Annotated in this window: 21 protein-coding genes; 4 read left to right on the top strand and 17 right to left on the bottom strand. The window is 38.2% G+C overall.

Features of this window, described 5'->3' with window-relative positions; genetic code table 11:
- Nucleotides 1–18: 18 nt before the first annotated feature.
- From gap to RM549_RS03765, 5 genes are all read right to left on the bottom strand, one after another.
- Nucleotides 19–1,026 (bottom strand): type I glyceraldehyde-3-phosphate dehydrogenase, encoded by a 1,008-nt coding sequence (gap, locus tag RM549_RS03785; protein ID WP_311681581.1) that lies wholly within the window; start codon nucleotides 1,024–1,026, stop codon nucleotides 19–21.
- Between the two features lie 19 nt (nucleotides 1,027–1,045).
- Nucleotides 1,046–1,924, bottom strand: coding sequence for a lipoyl synthase (lipA, locus tag RM549_RS03780; protein ID WP_311681575.1), 879 nt, complete (start codon nucleotides 1,922–1,924; stop codon nucleotides 1,046–1,048).
- Between the two features lie 73 nt (nucleotides 1,925–1,997).
- The gene (locus RM549_RS03775; RefSeq protein ID WP_432264695.1) at nucleotides 1,998–2,570 is read right to left on the bottom strand and encodes an RNA polymerase sigma factor; all 573 of its coding nucleotides are present in this window, start codon (nucleotides 2,568–2,570) and stop codon (nucleotides 1,998–2,000) included.
- On the bottom strand, nucleotides 2,561–3,661 hold the full coding sequence (locus tag RM549_RS03770; RefSeq protein ID WP_311681554.1) for a glycosyltransferase: 1,101 nt from the start codon (nucleotides 3,659–3,661) through the stop codon (nucleotides 2,561–2,563). Before RM549_RS03770 ends, RM549_RS03775 begins: the two co-directional genes overlap by 10 nt.
- 5 nt (nucleotides 3,662–3,666) lie before the next feature.
- A complete protein-coding gene (locus RM549_RS03765) occupies nucleotides 3,667–3,873 on the bottom strand; it encodes a membrane or secreted protein (protein ID WP_311681549.1) in 207 nt (68 codons plus the stop codon).
- Nucleotides 3,874–4,036: 163 nt separating this feature from the next.
- On the opposite strand from RM549_RS03765, the gene RM549_RS03760 reads away from it, so the two are divergent.
- Nucleotides 4,037–4,654, top strand: a complete 618-nt coding sequence (locus RM549_RS03760; protein ID WP_311681543.1) for a fasciclin domain-containing protein — start codon at nucleotides 4,037–4,039, stop codon at nucleotides 4,652–4,654.
- 55 nt (nucleotides 4,655–4,709) lie between these two features.
- Here RM549_RS03760 and murB read toward each other — a convergent pair whose 3' ends face one another.
- From murB to RM549_RS03745, 3 genes are all read right to left on the bottom strand, one after another.
- Complete coding sequence (gene murB / locus RM549_RS03755) at nucleotides 4,710–5,723, bottom strand: UDP-N-acetylmuramate dehydrogenase (protein ID WP_311681541.1); 1,014 nt, start codon at nucleotides 5,721–5,723, stop codon at nucleotides 4,710–4,712.
- Between the two features lies 1 nt (nucleotide 5,724).
- Nucleotides 5,725–6,915, bottom strand: a complete 1,191-nt coding sequence (locus RM549_RS03750) for a pyridoxal phosphate-dependent aminotransferase (RefSeq protein WP_311681538.1) — start codon at nucleotides 6,913–6,915, stop codon at nucleotides 5,725–5,727.
- 181 nt (nucleotides 6,916–7,096) lie between these two features.
- A complete protein-coding gene (locus tag RM549_RS03745) occupies nucleotides 7,097–7,486 on the bottom strand; it encodes a DUF1573 domain-containing protein (protein WP_311681536.1) in 390 nt (129 codons plus the stop codon).
- Nucleotides 7,487–7,626: 140 nt separating this feature from the next.
- Between RM549_RS03745 and RM549_RS03740 the strand changes: the two genes are divergently transcribed.
- Nucleotides 7,627–10,257, top strand: a complete 2,631-nt coding sequence (locus RM549_RS03740; RefSeq protein WP_311681534.1) for a valine--tRNA ligase — start codon at nucleotides 7,627–7,629, stop codon at nucleotides 10,255–10,257.
- A 27-nt stretch (nucleotides 10,258–10,284) separates the two neighbouring features.
- Here the strand turns inward: RM549_RS03740 and RM549_RS03735 are convergent, their stop codons facing one another.
- The 6 genes from RM549_RS03735 to rsfS form a co-directional block, all read right to left on the bottom strand.
- Nucleotides 10,285–10,557: an acyl-CoA-binding protein gene (locus tag RM549_RS03735; RefSeq protein WP_311681532.1), complete on the bottom strand. Its 273-nt coding sequence runs from the start codon at nucleotides 10,555–10,557 to the stop codon at nucleotides 10,285–10,287.
- Nucleotides 10,558–10,566: 9 nt separating this feature from the next.
- The gene (locus tag RM549_RS03730) at nucleotides 10,567–11,220 is read right to left on the bottom strand and encodes a phosphatidylserine decarboxylase family protein (protein ID WP_311681530.1); all 654 of its coding nucleotides are present in this window, start codon (nucleotides 11,218–11,220) and stop codon (nucleotides 10,567–10,569) included.
- Nucleotides 11,210–11,950 (bottom strand): phosphatidate cytidylyltransferase, encoded by a 741-nt coding sequence (locus RM549_RS03725; RefSeq protein WP_311681660.1) that lies wholly within the window; start codon nucleotides 11,948–11,950, stop codon nucleotides 11,210–11,212. Before RM549_RS03725 ends, RM549_RS03730 begins: the two co-directional genes overlap by 11 nt.
- Before the next feature lie 66 nt (nucleotides 11,951–12,016).
- The gene (locus RM549_RS03720) at nucleotides 12,017–12,625 is read right to left on the bottom strand and encodes an LUD domain-containing protein (RefSeq protein ID WP_311681528.1); all 609 of its coding nucleotides are present in this window, start codon (nucleotides 12,623–12,625) and stop codon (nucleotides 12,017–12,019) included.
- Between the two features lie 100 nt (nucleotides 12,626–12,725).
- Nucleotides 12,726–14,771, bottom strand: a complete 2,046-nt coding sequence (gene ftsH / locus RM549_RS03715; protein WP_311681525.1) for an ATP-dependent zinc metalloprotease FtsH — start codon at nucleotides 14,769–14,771, stop codon at nucleotides 12,726–12,728.
- A gap of 25 nt (nucleotides 14,772–14,796) precedes the next feature.
- A complete protein-coding gene (rsfS, locus tag RM549_RS03710; RefSeq protein WP_311681523.1) occupies nucleotides 14,797–15,168 on the bottom strand; it encodes a ribosome silencing factor in 372 nt (123 codons plus the stop codon).
- Nucleotides 15,169–15,263: 95 nt separating this feature from the next.
- Between rsfS and RM549_RS03705 the strand changes: the two genes are divergently transcribed.
- A complete protein-coding gene (locus RM549_RS03705; RefSeq protein ID WP_311681521.1) occupies nucleotides 15,264–15,995 on the top strand; it encodes a biotin--[acetyl-CoA-carboxylase] ligase in 732 nt (243 codons plus the stop codon).
- Between the two features lie 112 nt (nucleotides 15,996–16,107).
- Here RM549_RS03705 and RM549_RS03700 read toward each other — a convergent pair whose 3' ends face one another.
- On the bottom strand, nucleotides 16,108–16,500 hold the full coding sequence (locus RM549_RS03700) for an SRPBCC family protein (RefSeq protein ID WP_311681519.1): 393 nt from the start codon (nucleotides 16,498–16,500) through the stop codon (nucleotides 16,108–16,110).
- 2 nt (nucleotides 16,501–16,502) lie between these two features.
- Nucleotides 16,503–17,144 (bottom strand): orotate phosphoribosyltransferase, encoded by a 642-nt coding sequence (gene pyrE / locus RM549_RS03695; protein WP_311681517.1) that lies wholly within the window; start codon nucleotides 17,142–17,144, stop codon nucleotides 16,503–16,505.
- A 7-nt stretch (nucleotides 17,145–17,151) separates the two neighbouring features.
- On the opposite strand from pyrE, the gene RM549_RS03690 reads away from it, so the two are divergent.
- Nucleotides 17,152–17,775: an NUDIX hydrolase gene (locus RM549_RS03690; protein ID WP_311681515.1), complete on the top strand. Its 624-nt coding sequence runs from the start codon at nucleotides 17,152–17,154 to the stop codon at nucleotides 17,773–17,775.
- On the opposite strand, the gene RM549_RS03685 is transcribed toward RM549_RS03690, so the two are convergent.
- A complete protein-coding gene (locus tag RM549_RS03685) occupies nucleotides 17,743–19,494 on the bottom strand; it encodes a M14 family metallopeptidase (RefSeq protein WP_311681513.1) in 1,752 nt (583 codons plus the stop codon). The genes RM549_RS03690 and RM549_RS03685 overlap by 33 nt on opposite strands.
- Between the last annotated feature and the right edge of the window lie 48 nt (nucleotides 19,495–19,542).

The following is a 19,542-nucleotide window of genomic DNA, read 5'->3' as shown; positions in this document are numbered from 1 at the left end:
TAACGGAGTTAAATATAGTTAATTATCATTAATCATTGTAATTAAATTCAAAAGTCTGTAGGAATAACCTATTTCATTATCATACCAACCAATTAATTTCACCATTTTTCCACCAATTACAGAAGTCATTTGTGAATCAAATACGCAGGAAGCGCTATTGCCCAGGATATCAACAGAAACAATAGGATCTTCAGTGTAACTTAAAATTCCTTTTAAGGTTGTTTCGGAAGCTCTTTTAAAGATTTCATTCACCTCCCCGATAGTGGTTTCTTTCTTTACATTTAATGTCATATCTGTTAAAGAACCATTAGGCACCGGCACCCTTATTCCGCAGCCACCAATAACATCATTTAAGTCTGGAAAAATTTTAGTTAAAGCCTTCGCCGCTCCTGTAGTAGTGGGAATAATAGACTGTGTTGCAGCACGGCTTCGCCTTAGGTCGCGGTGAGGTTGATCATGAAGGCTTTGGTCTGAGGTAAAAGAATGCACAGTTGTAATGTATGCCTGATCCACTATAAAATTTTCATGGATAAGTTTAAGCATTGGGGCGGCATTATTTGTTGTGCAGGAGGCATTAGAGATAATTTTTTCTGTTCCGTCAAGTATATGTTCATTTACTCCCAGAACAATCATTTTAATTGCCGGATCTTCAGGAGGGACAGAAAGTATTACTTTCTTTACCGCTGGCTTGAAATGCTGTTCGAGATCTTTGGAAGTTTTAAATTTTCCTGAACACTCGATCACATAATCTACACTATATTTATCCCACGGAATCTGCCCGGGATGGGAGTAATTCAAAACGGCTGTGGATTTATCCTTAATGGTAATTGTGGAATTTTTGCCTATAACTTCTTCTGACAACCTGCCGTGGATGCTGTCGTATTTGAGCAAGTGAGTAAGCGTCTCAGCATCGGCAACATCGTTTACTGCCACCACATTAAAATCGGGATGATTAATTAGCAGTCGGAAAAAATTACGCCCTATCCTTCCAAATCCGTTAATGGCAATATTAGCCGGTAGAGCCATAATATTTTAAAAGCCTTAGTTAGTTAATGTGCTTCTGAGCTTTATAAGAAGAACGAACCAATGCGCTGCTTTCTACGTGGCGGAATCCAAGATCAAGTCCTATAGCTTCATATTTCTTGAATTGGTCCGGAGTAATAAATTGTTTTACCGGAAGATGCTTTTTGCTGGGCTGTAAATATTGCCCAATAGTAACTACGTCTACCCCAGCGCTTCTAAGATCGTGAAGGGTTTGTACCACCTCTTCTTCCTGCTCTCCAAGACCAAGCATAATTCCCGATTTTGTTCGGTTGATTCCCTGATCTTTAAGATATTTAAGCACCTTAAGACTACGTTCGTATTTCGCCTGTATCCTTACTTCACGGGTAAGTCTCTTAACGGTCTCCATGTTGTGGGAAACTACTTCAGGCATAACCTCGATAATTCGGTCCAGATTTCTTTCGTTACCCTGAAAATCAGGGATAAGAGTTTCTAAAGTAGTGTCAGGGTTCATCCTACGGATTGCCTTTACGGTTTCTGCCCAAATAATGGAACCCATATCCTTCAGGTCATCTCGATCTACGCTGGTAACTACAGCATGCTTTATTTTCATAAGTTTAATAGAACGGGCTACTTTTTCAGGTTCGTCCCATTCTACAGTATCCGGTCTTCCGGTTTTTACTCCGCAAAATCCACAGGAACGTGTACAGACATTACCAAGGATCATAAAAGTGGCAGTTCCCTCACTCCAGCATTCGCCCATATTGGGACAACTTCCCGAGGTGCAAATCGTATGCAGATCATACTTATCCACCAAATTACGTAATTCGGTGTATTTTTTACCTGTTGGAAGTTTTACTCTCAGCCATTTTGGCTTCGCTTGCGGCTTCGGTTTTACGGGTGTGATAGTGTCTGTACTCATAGCAAAATTCTGTTGTTCAAAGATACAATATTATAGGAAACTGCATAAATTAGACAGGGGAGAGTTGGATTCCTTACCCAGGCTTTCTGTCTTTAATTATTTCTGCCAGGAGTTTTCTGGCCCTCAGTAATTTAACCTTAACATTATTCATGGGTTCATCAAGATTTTCTGCAATTTCCTTGTAAGATTTCTCCTGAAAAAACCTGAGGTTAATAACCTGCTGATAATGTGGCTTTAACTGCTTAATATCCCTTAGCAATTGTGCGAGGTTCTGCTCGCTTATAAGTTTGTCTTCTATTGAAGGGGTTTCATCTGCAATGGCATAAACCTTTTCTTCATCGTGATTTGTGGTTTGGGAACGAATAGAAGAGTTCTTTTTCCTTATAAGATCTACATGAATATTTTTTGAAATTGCTATAAGCCAGGTGCTAAAGGAGTAATTTTCATCAAAGGTTCCAATCTTATTGAATGCTTTTGAAAACGTCTGGATACTTATATCTTCAGCTTCATATTCGTTTCGGGTTTTCTTTAGCTGAAAGCCGTAAACGTCGTTCCAGAAAGTGTCCATGAGATAATTAAAGGCGGATTGACTACCACCTTTAGCTTCCCTGATTTTCATAAGAAGCTTTTCCGGTTTTATTTCCAATGAGTAGGTTTTGAGAAAATATTAGCAATAAAGATACCCAATTGGGCAAAGACTAAAAATAGTTCCAGAATCGGAAATAACCAAACTACATCTTTTTCGTCCAGTCTGTCTGCAGACTTATAATACAATACTGCTTTTACCAGCAGTACAACTCCTAAAATGGAGGTCGAAATTTGCCAATTTTCGGTAAAGAGTAGACTTAGGGTTAACGTCCAGAACAATATCTGGGAAAAATAGAAAAATGCCAGAAGCAGCTTGTGTTTCTTCTGATAATTTTTTGCTGTAGAAACGTGCCTCCTCTTCTGTTTAATCCAGGCATTAAAGGAATCTTTAGGTACACTTCTGGTGAAAGCAGCGGGTTGATCACAAATAGCAGTATTGGAGCTATTGGCAGCTTCATTTACAAAAAGATCATCATCCCCCGATCTCAGGTGGAGATGGCTGGCAAAACCGCTTTGCTGGTAAAATAGTTCTGAAGTATAAGCCAGGTTTCTACCAACTCCCATATACGGAATTCCCATTTTTGCATATGAAAAATACTGAATAGCGGTAAGTAAGGTTTCAAACCTGATTAACTTATTCAGAAAAGAAGATTTATTCTTGAAATAGCCTCCATAGCCCAGAACAATTGATTTTTCCTGCTGAAGGTTTTTGCACATTTCACTAATCCAGGATTTGCTCTGCGGGGCACAGTCGGCATCTGTAAATAACAAATGGGAATTTTTTGCTCTTTTTATGCCTAATGTGAGAGCGTATTTTTTATTTGCCCAAAAAGCTTCTATATTTTTTACATCCACAATTTGAATCCTCGGGTCATTCTTCTGGAAATTTTCCATAACTTCCAGGGTTTCATCCATTGACGCATCATTAATAAGGATTACTTCATAATTGAGATGGTCCTGTTCTAAAATGGAAGGGAGGAAAGCTTTTAGGTTTTGTGCTTCGTTTTTTGCACAAATAATAACAGAAACCGGAGCAGCAGCAGGTGCCAACGTACTGGTCTTTGCAGATGCAAAACTAAAAAAGCTAATAAAATAGGCAAGATTAACTGCTGCGAAAAGCAGGAAAAAAACCAGTAAAAATGTTGACATTCAGTTTAACTAGCCTTTTTGGTAGTAGAACAGTCACCAATCTCGTCAGGCAATTTTCCGCAATAACTACAAGCTTCTCCTTCTTTGTTTAAGAAAGGATTTTGGCTGGCGCAGGTACCTGCAAACTTCCCATCTTTCTTTCCCCAGATTTTAATTGCAATTCCGGCAAAAGCGAGGGCTATGAGTATAAAACTTATTATAAATAATTCCATGGCTTTTTCTTTTTCTAGTGCAAAAATAAGAATAAAAAAAGGTCTGGGGAAACGTAAAAATTATTTATGCCAATCTTGGCTTTCTTTAACTAAAATTTAATTGTAATTAACTGAATAATTAACAGTTACGTGATACCTTCGGTGCAAATATAAAAATGATAATATGAAAATAAAGAATTTAATATTAATACCTGTCCTTTCAGTTTTCATCTTCACCGCTTGTGAAGATACGAAGAAGAAGGAACAAGAGAAAGCTCAGGCTGAGCAGGCAGAAATGGAAAGAGAAGCTGCCTTAAAGGCCGATGAAGAGCAAAGGGAATTGGAAGGCAATAGTATTGTCGCGAAGGCTATGGAAGCGGATTCTTTAAGCACGTTAAGCAATGCGCTAAAGAAAGCTGATATATCTGAGACATTAAGAACAGATAGAGGGCCTTTTACTGTTTTTGCACCAACAGATGCAGCTTTTAGCGAGGTAGGTCAGGAAAAGCTGGATAGTCTGATGATGAATGAAAACCAAGATGAACTTGCAGGTCTGTTAGAGTACCACGTTGTTGAGGATGAAATTACTTCAGACGAACTAAGTCAGCAAATCCAGAGTAATAATGGGGAATATACTTTTAACACCATGGCAGGTGAAGATATTACTGCTATGATGAGTGGTGAAAATATTGTTCTTCGGGATGCCAACGGGAATATGGCAACTATTACTCAGGCAGATGTGGATGCTTCCAACGGGGTTGTACATATTATTGATGCTGTAATCATGAAAAAGAAATCCTGATCATCACATAATTATAAAATAGCAGAGGCTGGCAGTAATGGCAGCCTCTTTTTTATTAGAAAATATTGACCTCTGGTTCAAGCCGGATCTGGAATTTTTCTTCTACTTTTCTCTGGATTTTTTGTGATAATTGCAAAATTTCTATGCCTGTTGCTGCTCCATAATTTACCAGCACAAGCGCCTGATTTTTATGTACGCCTGCGTCACCTTCCCGATATCCCTTTAAGCCGGTATTTTCTATTAACCAGCCAGCCGGTATTTTTACATCATGGTCAGAAAGTGGATACGATGGCATTTCAGGATATTCTTGCTGCAGATCTTCAAATTGTTTTACCGGAATAACAGGATTTTTAAAAAAGCTTCCGCTGTTCCCCAGAATCTTTGGATCGGGTAATTTTTCCTGTCTTATAGCAATTACGGCATCAGAAATATCTTTTACTCCCGCTGAAGATATATTTTTCTTATCCAGTGCGGTTTTTATAGCGCCGTAGCTGGTCCGTAGAATGTGGTTTTTTTTTGATAATCTGAAGGTGACACTGGTAATTATATATTGCCCCTTCAGTTTATTCTTAAAAACAGAATTCCGGTAATCAAAATTACAGGCTTCTTTACTGAAGGTTTTCTGTTCGAGGGTTTGAATATGAATTCCTTCGCATTCTTCAAAAACATCTTTTAACTCCACACCGTAAGCCCCTATATTTTGAATAGGAGCAGTTCCTACTTTTCCAGGGATAAGAGATAAGTTTTCTAATCCCCCGAAGCCTTTTTCGAGGGTATAGAGAACAAATTCGTGCCAGTTTTCACCGGCGCTTGCTTTTAAAAGTACTTCATCTTCATCCTGAGAAACAATTTCTTTTCCTTTCAGATCAATATGTAGAACAGTTTTATCAATGTCTTTAGTAAGAAGCATATTGCTTCCACCGCCAAGAATAAAAAGTTCCGAGGCATAGGTTTGTGCCAGTACCTCTTTTAAATCTTCTACACTGGTCACAGATATAAACTTCCTGGCCCTAACCTCAATTCCGAACGTGTTATAACCTTTAAGGGAAGCGTTATGCAAGACCTGCATGTTACTTGTTGTATTGCTTAAGTGCTTCTTCAAGAATGTCTATTGCCCGCTCAAGGTTTTCCCTTTTCAGAACATAAGCGATTCTTACCTGGTTTAGTCCCGTATTCGGAGTAGAGTAGAAGCCAGCTGCTGGAGCAACCATTACCGTTTCATTATTATGCTGAAAGTTTTCCAGGAGCCACTTCGCAAAATCTTCGGCATTTTCTACGGGAAGTTCCGCTATGCAATAAAATGCTCCTTTTGGTTTAGCAACTTTAACACCTTCAATTTTTTCCAGACCTTCTATAAGAATGTTTCTTCTAAGCGTATATTCTTTATTTACGTCATCAAAATATTCCTGCGGAGTGTCCAGAGCGGCCTCGCTCGCTATTTGAGCAAATGTTGGCGGACTTAACCTCGCCTGAGCGAACTTCATTGCAGCTGCCATTACCTCTTTATTTTTGGAGACAAGGCAGCCAATCCTGGCACCGCACATACTATATCGCTTGGAAACCGAATCTACCATTATGGCGTGATCTTCCAGTCCTTTAATGCTCATAATAGAGTGATGTGTTACACCATCGTAGGTAAATTCGCGGTAAACCTCGTCTGCAACTACAAAAATATCATGCTTTATAGCAAGATCTGCAATTTGCTGAATTTCTTCCTTAGTATAAAGATAACCGGTTGGATTTCCAGGATTACAAAGAAGAATAGCCTTTGTTTTCTCTGTAATCAGATTTTCAAATTCACTTACAGGTGGCAAAGCAAAATTGTTTTCAAAAGAAGCCTGGATTGGCACAATCTTCACACCTGAAGTTTCTGCGAAAGCATTATAATTGGCATAGAACGGCTCCGGAATTATGATTTCGTCTCCTGGATCTGTTATGCTTCCCATAGTGAAGTTTAATGCTTCAGAACCTCCTGTGGTAATAATAATGTCTTCGCTGCTTACAGGAATATCGTGTTTCTCATAATACTTTGCCAATTTCTCCCTGTAACTAAGAAAACCAGCGGAATGACTATAAGAAAGGACTTCTATAGAATTATTTTTTATAGCATCTAGGGCTACTTTAGGCGTTTTTATATCGGGTTGGCCAATATTTAACTGGTAAATTATCCTTCCTTCCCGTATAGCGGCTTCTGCAAAAGGAACAAGCTTTCTAATAGGGGATTGGGGCATATTTTGACCCTTCTGTGAAATATTCGGCATAATTATCAATTTTTTATTCAATACAAAAATGCAAAAATAATAGTAGAATTTCCAGATTTGGAAAGATTATATAGGGGATTAAGGTCACAAATGCCAATACAGCTTTGCTGGTTTCTCTTCAGTATAAAACAAAAAAACCTCCCGATTGGGAGGTGATTTCAATAATATCAATAAGGCCGGTTTAACTTTCTGTATCTTCTTCCGGTAATACTTTTCCTTTAATTTTAAGGGCTTTAGTAGTCTCTTCAGCATTAGAATATACAGTTACTGTTTTTCTAATTGGCCCTACTCTTTTAGTGTCGTATTTCACTTCAATCGTTCCGGTTTCTCCGGGAGCAATAGGGCTTTCTGGCTTTTTAGGAATAGTACATCCACAACTGGATGATACCTCCTTGATTACGAGAGGTGCGTCTCCTGTATTTGTAAATTCGAATACACGAACCCCGTCACTTCCTTTTTTTATTTCGCCATAGTCAATCGTTTCCGACTTGAACTGCATCTTGGCGGTTTGGGCAAAAGCAGTACCCACTCCTGCCAGAACAAATATGGCAATCATTACTAGTTTTTTCATAATTTCAGGTTTTAGATAGATTAGATAGAGAGTAAAGATAAGCTGAATTAGAAAACAGGCAAAATTTTAATCAATTCAACTTCTTTTAAAATCCTTCAGTTATAATTACTTTTGCTATTATTTCAAAAATCAGACCAAATATGGCTATTGCTTCCCAATATAATGCAAAACAAGTTGAAGATAAGTGGTATAAGTACTGGATGGATCACGGTTATTTTCATTCAGAAGTAGACGAGAGAGAACCATACACAATCGTTATTCCTCCGCCCAATGTGACCGGTGTTTTACACATGGGACATATGCTGAACAATACTATTCAGGATGTTTTGGTGAGACGAGCCCGTTTAAAAGGTTTTAATGCCTGCTGGGTTCCCGGGACAGATCATGCTTCTATTGCAACTGAAGCTAAAGTTGTAGCCAAACTTAAGGCTGAAGGTATTAATAAGAATGACCTTACCCGTGAGGAATTTCTGGAACACGCCTGGGAGTGGACACATAAACATGGTGGAATAATACTGGAACAACTGAAGAAGCTGGGAGCATCCTGTGACTGGGAAAGAACGAAGTTTACGATGGATGAGAAAATGTCTGCTTCAGTGATAAAGGTTTTTATTGATTTATATGACAAAGGTCTAATTTACAGAGGATACCGGATGGTTAACTGGGACCCTGAAGCAAAGACGACCCTTTCTGATGAAGAAGTAATCCACCAGGAAAAGCAGGGGAGTCTTTATTACTTAAAATATAAAATTGAAGGTAGTGACGAGACTTTAACCATTGCCACCACCAGGCCCGAAACTATCCTGGGAGATACCGCGATATGTATAAATCCTAATGACGAACGATTTTTTCATCTTAAGGGGAAGAAAGCTATTGTTCCTATCAACAATCGGGTAATTCCAATAATCGAGGACGAATATGTAGACCTGGAATTTGGTACCGGATGTCTAAAGGTTACTCCGGCGCATGATGAGAACGATAAAATGCTGGGTGACAAGCATAATCTTGAAGTTATTGATATTTTAAATGACGATGCCACGTTAAATTCCTACGGAATGCACTACGAAGGCAAAGACAGGTTCGTAGTAAGAAAGGAAATTACTGCGGAATTAAAAGAGCTGGGGGTTCTTGCGAAAACTGAAGAGCATATCAATAAAGTAGGTACAAGCGAACGTACTGGTGCGGTTATAGAGCCAAAATTGAGTGATCAATGGTTTCTAAAGATGAAAGATCTTGCCGAACCGGCAATAAAGGCAGTGGTTGGTGATGATATAAACCTTGTACCAGATAAATTCCTGAACACGTATAAGCACTGGATGGAAAATGTACGGGACTGGAATGTTTCCCGCCAGTTATGGTGGGGACAGCAGATTCCCGCCTACTATTATGGTGACGGAAAAGAAGATTTTGTTGTTGCTGAAAATCCTGAAGATGCACTTGAGAAAGTGAAAGAAAAGACCGGCAGTCAAAAATGGCAATTATCGGACCTTAGACAGGATCAGGATGCTTTGGATACCTGGTTTTCTTCCTGGCTTTGGCCAATGAGTGTCTTTAATGGTATTCTGGAGCCGGAAAACAAGGAAATTCAGTATTATTATCCCACAAATGATCTCGTAACTGCTCCGGAAATCCTCTTTTTCTGGGTGGCGCGTATGATTATGGCTGGATACGAGTACCGCGGAGAACGACCCTTCAAAAACGTCTATTTAACCGGGATCGTTCGCGATAAACAGCGCCGTAAAATGTCGAAATCCCTCGGAAATTCACCTGATCCACTGGGTTTAATTGAACAATATGGTGCCGATGGCGTTAGGGTGGGAATGTTGTTAAGTTCTCCTGCCGGGAATGATCTAATGTTCGATGAAGATCTTTGTAAGCAGGGGAGTGCCTTTACAAATAAGATATGGAACGCCTTCAGGCTTGTAAAAGGCTGGGAAGTTTCTGAAGAAAAAGAACAGGATGAGACCTCAAAAATCGCCATTGACTGGTACAGGGCTAAATTTCAAAAGACGCTACACGAAATAGAAGATCACTTTAATAAATATAGAATGAGTGATGCCTTAATGGCAACCTATAAACTTATCTGGGACGATTACTGTTCGTGGTTTCTGGAAATGGTTAAACCTGCTTTTGGGGAACCAATGGACGCTGCTACATATAAGGAGGTAATCGCCATTCTTGAAGATAACCTGAAAATTCTACATCCCTTTACCCCGTTTTCTTCTGAAGAAATCTGGCAGGAAATAACAGGTAGGACTCCCCAGGAAGCTTTAATTATAGCTAAATGGCCTGAATTAAAATCTTATGACGAGAAATTAATTTCAGAATTTAGTGTCGCAGCAGAAGTGATTACGGGAATTAGAAAGGTAAGGAAGGAAAAGAATATTTCGTTTAAGAATGAAATCGAGTTTAAGGTTCTAAATAACGAAGAGACTTCTACCTTCTTTGATCCTGTAATTTCTAAAATGGGAAACCTGTCGACTTTGGATTACGTAGAGAAGCAGGTGGAAGGCGCTTTGTCCTTCCGTGTAAAATCTAATGACTATTTTGTTCCTGTGATAGGAGCCATAGATGTTGATGCTGAAATAAAGAAACTGGAAGAGGAGCTTGCTTATACTGAAGGTTTCTTGAAATCTGTAGATAAAAAACTTTCTAACGAGCGGTTTGTAAATAATGCACCGGAAAAAGTTGTTGCTATTGAGAAAGCAAAGAAAGCAGATGCTGAATCCAAAATAGAAGCTTTAAAAGCAAGCCTGAAAAGCTTGAAATAGGTGATAGAATTAAATGGCAGTGTAGCTTTAATCTATGCTGCCAATATATTCTTCTACAAGGTCTATATATTTTTCCTGTGCTTCCTGTTTTGTTAAATCTTTTACCTGTACCAGTGCATTTACTTTAAATGCAGAACGCAAGTCCCCAACACTGGTTGGAGGGAGGTAGAAACCATTCTTTGAGGTTGCACGTTTGTAGTAGGCATAGAAATGAAGTAACACATCTGGCGGAAACTTTTGATCTGTAGCACTCGCCATTTTATAGGCCTTTAAAAACTTCTTATTATTTTCCTCTGGCATAATTCAATTTTACTGAATTTTTCCAATCACACTTACACCGCCTTTTACCTTCTGGTTAAGCTCAACATTTAATGGTGTACCTAATGGCATGAAAACGTCTACACGGGAACCAAATTTTATAAACCCACTATCACTTCCCTGAACAACTTCCTGTCCTTCTTCGGCATAATTCACAATACGTTTCGCCATGGCTCCGGCAATTTGCCTGTAAAGAATTTCTCCTGTAGTCTCATTTTCTACAACTACTGTAGTCCTTTCATTTTCTTCGCTGGATTTGGGGTGCCATGCAACAAGAAATTTTCCCGGATGATATTTACTAAACTTCACTTTTCCTCCAACAGGATGACGTGTAACATGAACATTGATTGGAGACATAAAAATTGAAACCTGTAATCTTTTATCCTTAAAATATTCTTTTTCGAAAACTTCTTCAATTACTACCACTTTACCGTCTACCGGTGAAACAACAGTTTCGTTGTTGATTTCCGTTTTCCTCTTTGGATTTCTAAAAAACTGGAGGATTAGCAGAAAAAGTATAATTGTTATTACTAGTATTGAAAATTTAATCCAATATCTATTTATTAAACTGTAACTAAGGATATTTATTGCAATTAAAAGAATTGCAGTAATAGTCATTATCTTGTAACCTTCTTTATGAAACATAATCTAATAGGTATAAATAAGCATAAACAAAGGGACTGGCGAAAATAATACTGTCCAGCCTGTCGAATAAACCACCGTGTCCCGGCATAAGATTTCCGCTGTCTTTTACTCCGGCCTGTCTTTTAAATTTGGACTGGATGAGATCTCCTAAGGTACCAAAAATACTTAATATTATTGCTAATCCTAACCAAACGGGGAAAGTCAGAAATTCTGTATAGGCGTAAATAAAATAGCTCGCGATACAGCTAAAAATCATTCCGCCAAGGAAACCTTCAACAGTTTTCTTAGGGGAAATACGTTCAAAAAGCTTTCTGCGGCCAAAATTCTTTCCTACAATAAACGCAAAGGTATCATTAGTCCAGATCAAAATAAATATCCCTACTACCAGTTTAGGAATAAAGACACCTGCAATGGTTGGTATAAGAGTAAGAAAAATTAATGAGGAGATAAGGTAGAAGATAATGATAATATATTTCTTCTTCTCAAAAACCGGAATTTTATTAACGACCATTAAGTCTTTTACCAGGAATAAGTTGACAAAGATGGTAATGAAAAGTAGGAGAATAGTAGCATCCTGATCAAACTTTAAATAACTGAAAAGATAGAACAGCAAAGCCTGGACAGCGTATAAAGCATAGCTTTTAAGGTGTAGCAATTTTTGCATTTCAACAAGGCAAACAAGCCCAAGCAGGAAAAATAAACTAATGAAGACAAATTCAGAAGAAAGGATTGAAGCTACCAAAATGGCTATATACAATAATCCTGAAATAGTTCTGATTATGGCTTCCCTCATAGATTAAAGATCTTCAAGAAGTAGCAAATATAGGTTTTTAGTGCTACTTCCATAGCTCATAAAATCACCTTCTTTCTGTGTTTCAAAATTTTTAATTGTAGTAATGTTGGAAGGGATGTGCTGTTTGTTTCTGAACTTAATGCCACGCAACCCTTCACCTATAGTGTCAATAAGTTGGCTGGTGGAAGCTAAAACAATAAAATTAGCAGGCAAATCATGTAGTTTACTCTCCTTTATCTGATTTGATGAGATAAGGATAGAGCCATCGTTGGCGACAAGATATTCACAGGTTGAAAGAAAAAAAGCTGCATTGGAAGATCTGTTGAACTCCAGATTAAAATTATTAAACTTATCCTGAAGTGCCTGGTCAAAACAGAAGCAATCCTTTTCGTACCAGTCGTTTTCCAGAAGGATATTATCAAAAGCTTCAAGAACTTCTTCGTTGCTTTCGCAATAGAGGAATTTTCCCCCGTTATTCCTGAAATTAAGCATGAATCTCTCATCTGTAGGCAGCTTTACCTCAGGCATATACTTTCCCCTACCAGCTTTTTCAGGATTATCCTGATTTTCTGATTTCGATTTAGGGTTCAGGAATCTGCTAAATAGACTCATAAAGTATTTGGTGTGGTTCTCAACGTGATTTCTCTCAAAGGTAAAAAATCTTAATCTAACCATAGGTCAAATTAAGATTTTTTAAAGATGCAAGAACAAACTATTTATTAACGGAATCGCTTTTAGAAACAGTATCTCCTTCAATTTGGTTGGAATCTGGATCAGCTTGAGCTATTTCCTCTTCGGGAGTAACCTGTTTAGTCGCTTTTGCCAGCTCTTCCCTGTCTTTTGCAAAAGGTCGTGCTCCAAAGATTTTCTCAAGGTCATCCTTAAAGATCACTTCCTTATCCAGAAGGATTTCGGCAAGTTGCGTTAATTTATCTTTGTTCTTTGTAAGAAGGTCTATTGCACGGTTATATTGTTCTTCAATTAGCCCGGAAATTTCTTTATCTATTAATTCTGAAGTACGCTCACTATAAGGTTTTGTGAAGTTGTATTCACTTTGTCCTGAAGAGTCGTAATAGGTAAGATTTCCTACAGCATCATTAAGTCCATATATAGTAACCATTGCACGTGCCTGCTTAGTTACTTTTTCAAGATCACTAAGTGCACCGGTAGATATTTTATCAAATGTTACTTTTTCTGCTGCACGACCTCCTAAAGCTGCACACATTTCATCCAGCATCTGCTCTGGCCTAACGATTAGTCGTTCTTCAGGTAGATACCAGGCTGCACCAAGAGACTGTCCACGGGGTACAATTGTTACTTTAACAAGAGGAGCAGCATGTTCCAACATCCAGCTCACGGTAGCGTGACCTGCTTCGTGAAAAGCAATAGCTCTTTTTTCGTCTGGAGTTATAATTTTGTTCTTCTTCTCAAGACCACCAACAATTCTATCTACAGCATCAAGGAAATCCTGTTTGCCTACGGCCTTATTTCCTTTTCTCGCCGCAATAAGTGCTGCCTCGTTACAAACATTAGCAATATCTGCTCCAGAGAATCCAGGAGTTTGTTTTGCCAGGAATTCTGTATCCAGCTCATCTGCAACTTTTTTCAATGGCTTTAAATGAACTTCGAAAATTTCTTTTCGTTCATTCAAATCGGGAAGGTCAACATAAATCTGACGGTCAAAACGGCCTGCACGCATAAGTGCCTTGTCAAGAACATCTGCACGGTTTGTAGCGGCAACCACAATAACATTGGTGTTGGTGCCGAAACCATCCATTTCAGTTAATAACTGATTAAGCGTGTTTTCCCGCTCGTCGTTAGATCCTGAAAAGTTGCTTTTTCCACGGGCTCTACCAATGGCATCTATTTCATCAATAAAGATAATAGATGGCGATTTTTCTTTTGCCTGTTTGAATAAATCACGCACCCTTGAGGCACCAACTCCTACAAACATTTCCACAAAATCTGATCCCGATAGCGAGAAAAACGGAACCTTTGCTTCTCCTGCTACGGCTTTTGCCAATAATGTTTTACCTGTTCCGGGAGGGCCTACTAATAAAGCACCTTTCGGAATTTTACCCCCTAAAGCAGTATACTTTTCTGGTTGTTTAAGGAAATCAACAATTTCCTGTACTTCCTCTTTTGCCCCTTCCAGTCCCGCAACATCCTTAAATGATGTTTTTACATCGGTATTCTGGTCAAACAGTTTAGCCTTGGATTTACCAATGTTGAAAATCTGGCCACCTGCGCCACCACCGGCACCTGAACTCATTTTTCGCATTATAAAAATCCAGATCCCAATAATTAGGATAAAAGGCAACAGTGTAAAGAATACTTCGCCCCAAACGTTGGTTTCCCTTTCAAAAGTCACATTTGCCGAAACATTATATTCTTCCTCAATATCTTCAACATCGTTCTGAAACTTCTCTAAACTACCAAGGTTAAAAGTATAAGCCGGGGTTTCGCCCGCAGCAAACATTTCCTCATTGGTTTTGGATTGATGTTGTTCTTCTTGTTTTGCCTCTTCTGTAAGGAAAATGTTTGCCTTTTGGTTATTGACAATCACGACTTTCTGAACCTCTCCATCCTTCAGGTATTCTTCAAATTGCGTTGGTGTAATTTTAGCAGGCTCATTAAAGCCGCCACCGGAGAAGAATTGTATTCCTAAAAATATAATGATTATAGCCGCATAGATCCAATACGCACTAAACTTAGGCTTTTTGGGATCTAATTTCTTTTTTGGTTGCTCTTTCGCCATTCTTACTTACTTCTGATTAATTTTTTTAATAATTAGTCTCAATGCTGGTAATTTTTGCATCACCCCAAAGACTTTCAATGTCGTAAAACTCCCTTATATGTCGTTGAAAAACATGAACCACTACATTTACATAGTCCATAAGAACCCATTCGGCATTTTCACTACCTTCAATATGCCAGGGTTTATCCTTAAGAGCTTTACTAACTGATTTTTGTACGGAATTTACTATGGCGTTTACCTGCGTATTTGAAGTACCATTGCAGATGATAAAGTAATCACAAACTGTATTTTCGATTTCCCTTAAGTCCAGGATGTCAATATTATTCCCTTTTACTTCTTCGATTCCCTTTATAATTTGAGCGATAAGTTCATCGTTGTTCGTTTCTTTTTTTGCCATTAAATTTATTTCTTTACGCAAAGTTATTACTTTTTAGTCTTTTTAATGCCTGTTATTTTATAACATTTTAATACCCTTGCGTCTTTAGTATCTACATGCGTATAATCAAAGTTAATGCCATCAATTCCACAAACGAATTTGCACGTGATTTATATCGCGGCAATACGAATTTTCAGCCCGTTTGTGTGGTGGCTCATACCCAACAAAAAGGGAAAGGGCAGCGTGGTTCCGGCTGGTTATCGAACCCCGGGGAAAATCTTACTTTTAGTGTGCTTTATCCGCATGCGAATCTTGCAATAGAAGATCAATTTCTTCTAAATGCGGCCGTGGCTTTGGCTATTGCAGATATTTTGGAGCAGTATGAAATTCCGAAAGTTAAGGTGAAGTGGCCTAACGACATTATGTCAGCAAATTATAAACTCTGCGGAATTTTAATTGAAAATATACTCAATAATAGCCAAATTTCGGCCTCCATTTTGGGAGTAGGTTTAAATGTGAATCAGATGGAATTTTTAAACCTGCCCCGGGCAGGATCTATGCAGCAAATGTCAGGTAGAAACTTTAATCTTGACAGTCTGCTGGAAGATGTGCTGGATTCATTAAACAAAAGGCTTAAGCTGTTGTCAAAACCGGTAAAGAATGCTCTTCTTGAAGAATACACTTCAAAAATGTTCAAAAAAAATATGGTTTCGGCTTTCGAATTGCCAGACGGAAGCCATATGACCGGAATTATACGAGGTGTGACGCGGGAAGGAAGATTATACGTGGAAACAGAATATTCCGTTTTTAAAACTTTTGATCTAAAGGAGATAAAACTTCTCTTCTGAAGAAAATAATTTCATTTTAAAGGCAATTATTCTAACTGATGAGGGTTTACGAATTCTGCAGGTCCATAATTGCCATTTTTTGAAGGTCTCTTAATTTGCCTTAAAATGCAGCTTATAATTTTTCAATGTTTTCTGCAAGACTATTTATAAATTTCTGTAACGGACTCTTAACCATCATACTCATCATCGCATTAAACTTCCCATGGAAGAAAAGTTGGGTCTCACTCTGATTTTCATTTAGTTTATCAATATGAATGTTCAGGGAGAAATTGAGTTTATCTGAAGTAGAACCTAAAACAACTAATTTTGGTTCTTCAGTTTCTGTAATCCTCAATTTTATCTCAGGCATACCTTTTAGGGCAAACAAAAATGTTTCCTGATCTAATACTTTAAATTTCTCCTTACTTTCCGGCATTAACTGCTCATAATTTTCAACATTTGTCAAAAATTCAAACATTTCCTGCTGGCTCTTATCTGTGGTTACTTTTGGGCTTTCTAAATTCATAACTATTTTTTCCAGTTTGCTGGATCGTGACGCCATTCTTTCAAAACTTCGGCTTCAGAACCATTAATATATTTTGTTTTTTGTGCAGTTTCAATCAGGTGATCGTAATCACTAAGGGTATGAAGTTCTACTTTTGCTTCTTTAAAATTTTCCGAGGAAATTTCAAATCCGTAAGTAAAAATAGCAAGCATTCCTTTTACGTTAGCCTTAGCTTCTCTTATCGCTTTCACCGCATTTAAGCTGCTTTTCCCTGTGCTGATAAGATCTTCAATAACAACCACAGTTTGTCCTTCCTCAATGTTCCCTTCAATCTGATTTTTTCTACCGTGGCCTTTTGCCTCGGGTCTTACATAGGCAAAAGGAAGGCTTAAATATTCTGCCACCAGCATCCCAATTCCAATTGCACCGGTTGCTACTGCTGCGATAACATCTGGTTTCCCATACAACTCCTCCACCTGTTTTGCAAAATGTTCACGTATAAAATTCCTGATTGGAGGATAAGACAAAATAACACGATTATCGCAGTATATCGGGGATTTCCATCCACTGGCCCATGTAAATGGCTCTTGCGGGTTTAATTTAATTGCTTTAATTTGCAATAGTAGTTCAGCAGTATGTTTTGCTGTTTCTTTATTTAAAATCATAATACAAATGTATAAAGTTTTTGTAAATGATATCCCGATTATTCTTTCTACAAAAAAAGAAATTGGTGAAGCATATACTTCTTACCCTATCAGGACCGTACGACTGAAAAAAATTTTAAAGAAGATCGATAAAGGAAAATTGCTCTATGTGAATCTTTATCACGAAGATGAAGAAAAATTATTGAAGTTTTTACTGAAGAAGCTGCGGATGGTAACAGCTGCGGGTGGCCTGGTGTTAAATGAAAAGGACGAAATTCTTTTTATCTACCGAAATAAACGATGGGACCTCCCCAAAGGTAAAACTGAAAAAGGGGAGAGTATCGAAGATTCTGCTATTCGTGAAGTAGAAGAAGAAACTGGTGTACAGGATCTTGAAATCACTAAATTCCTTCAGAAAACATATCACGTTTTTAAAAGAAAAGGCAAATACAGGTTAAAAGTGACTCATTGGTATGAAATGCGGACCTCCTATAGCGGCGAATTAAAACCTGAACAAAAAGAAGGGATAGAAAAAGCCAAATGGAAAAATCTTGAAAAAAGCCAAAAGGCGCTTACAAAATCGTATGCCAATATAAAGCTTCTTTTTTCTGAAAAATATTTACCTGGGCACCCTAAAGATCGGGTAGCGTAGATGAGCTTCCTCGTAGTGCGGGGATTTCCTGTGAATCCATTGCAGTTGGGCATAGGAATCATTTCTAAATTCTGAATCTGAATCTCTTTTTTCTTCAAATTCAGCTTCTAACTCAGGATTTTCATCCAGAAGTTTTTTGGCAATATCTTCAAAAACGTACGGAGAAAAATTTTCCTTCTGCTGTAAAACCGAATCGAAATAGTTCCAGTTAAAAAAAGAGTCCACCATCTCAGGTTCTAGAGTCTCCAGTAAATATCTCGCTCCATCCTGGAAAGTAGTCACATAAAGATCTCCTTTTCTGAATCTAATTGAATCCATAGTTTTGCTCACCTCTGTATTTTTGTGAAGGTAATGACCTTCATATGGCGATTCTACGGTTTCAAAGTCTTCTATTCTGTATTTCTCGACATAGATTGTGGTGTCCCTGGCAAGAGGTTCCATCTTAATCTGATTTAAAGCTAAAAGCTGTGTGACTTCCCACCATCCCTGCGGAATAATATAGGCTCTTGGAATCTCAATTCTATCTTGTGGTGTAAAATTGTCGAAATATTCTATGTCTTTTGTGAATGGTTGGTTTTGGTCGTATTTTAACCGGTCTTCTCCTGTGACTTCACTGTCAGTTCTTTCTCCTTCATAACCTTTGAACTCCCTGGTACTGGGGTTTTCCATGTCTGGTTGAAAATTTAATGGATACCATCTTTGGGTTAAATACTTTTTTGTTTCCCGCTGTCTCAGGTCTTTTATAGTGGCACTTTCAGCATCTGTTATATTTATCATGGAGCGCATGAGCTCATAAGTACCCATCACCCTTTTATCGTAAGGCTTCAGCATATGAGTTTCTACCATCATTCCCAGCGTATTCCAAAGGGTTGTGTAGCCGGTGGAATATCGCGGATGATCCATGAATTGATTAAACCCGCTCTCTGGAACTTCATTAAAGACATTAACATAAGGGGTGATATCCCATTCTTTCTGTTTTAGAGAATCTTCCAGAGCGGGCATCATTTTTCTGTTAAGATATTCTCCCAGTTCTCCTCCTAATTTGTTGTGCTGAGTGAAGAGATGGGTGAGGGTATATTGGTAATCTGCACCGTTACTAACATGATTATCAATAAAAACATCTGGCTGTAACTGGTGAAAGATTTCATAGAAAGTGCGGGTGTTTTTAGTATCGGCCTTTATAAAATCCCTGTTTAAATCGTAATTCTGTGCATTTCCTCTAAAACCATATGCTGCTGGTCCGTTCTGGTTTGTTCTTGTGGTGGAATTTCGGTTAAGTGCTCCACCCACATTATAGATGGGAATAGTGGCAATTATTGTATTCTCCGGGACATCTATAGAATCACCAGCCAAATCCCGAAAGAGCATCATTGTAGCATCAATACCGTCACTTTCCCCGGGATGAATACCATTATTCACTAAAATTACGGTCCTATCCTGTCTCAGTTTCTGCAGATCAAACTCCCCCGAAGGACTAAAAACCGCCAAATGTAAAGGCTCACCACTATCTGTAGCTCCAAATTCAGTAAAAGTTACGGTTGTATAAGCTTCATCGAGCTGGGAATAAAAATCCAATACTTCAGGATAAGTTGCTGTCTCTTTCCCTTCAGATTTTTCAAATTCTGTTTCAAAATCATAATCTACCACCAGGCGGTATTTAGATAAATCACAGGAAACAATGACGGTTAAAAGTAGTAAAGCTACTATTGCTTTTTTCATTTGAGCGAATTTAATAGGGTGACATCTCTAACAGTAATTTCTTATGAT

It is taken from the genome of Autumnicola patrickiae (genome assembly GCF_031846525.1).
Taxonomy (GTDB): Bacteria; Bacteroidota; Bacteroidia; order Flavobacteriales; family Flavobacteriaceae; genus Autumnicola; species Autumnicola patrickiae.
The sequence above is the reverse complement of the archived record's forward strand: the minus strand, read 5'-3'. Positions and strand labels throughout refer to the sequence as shown.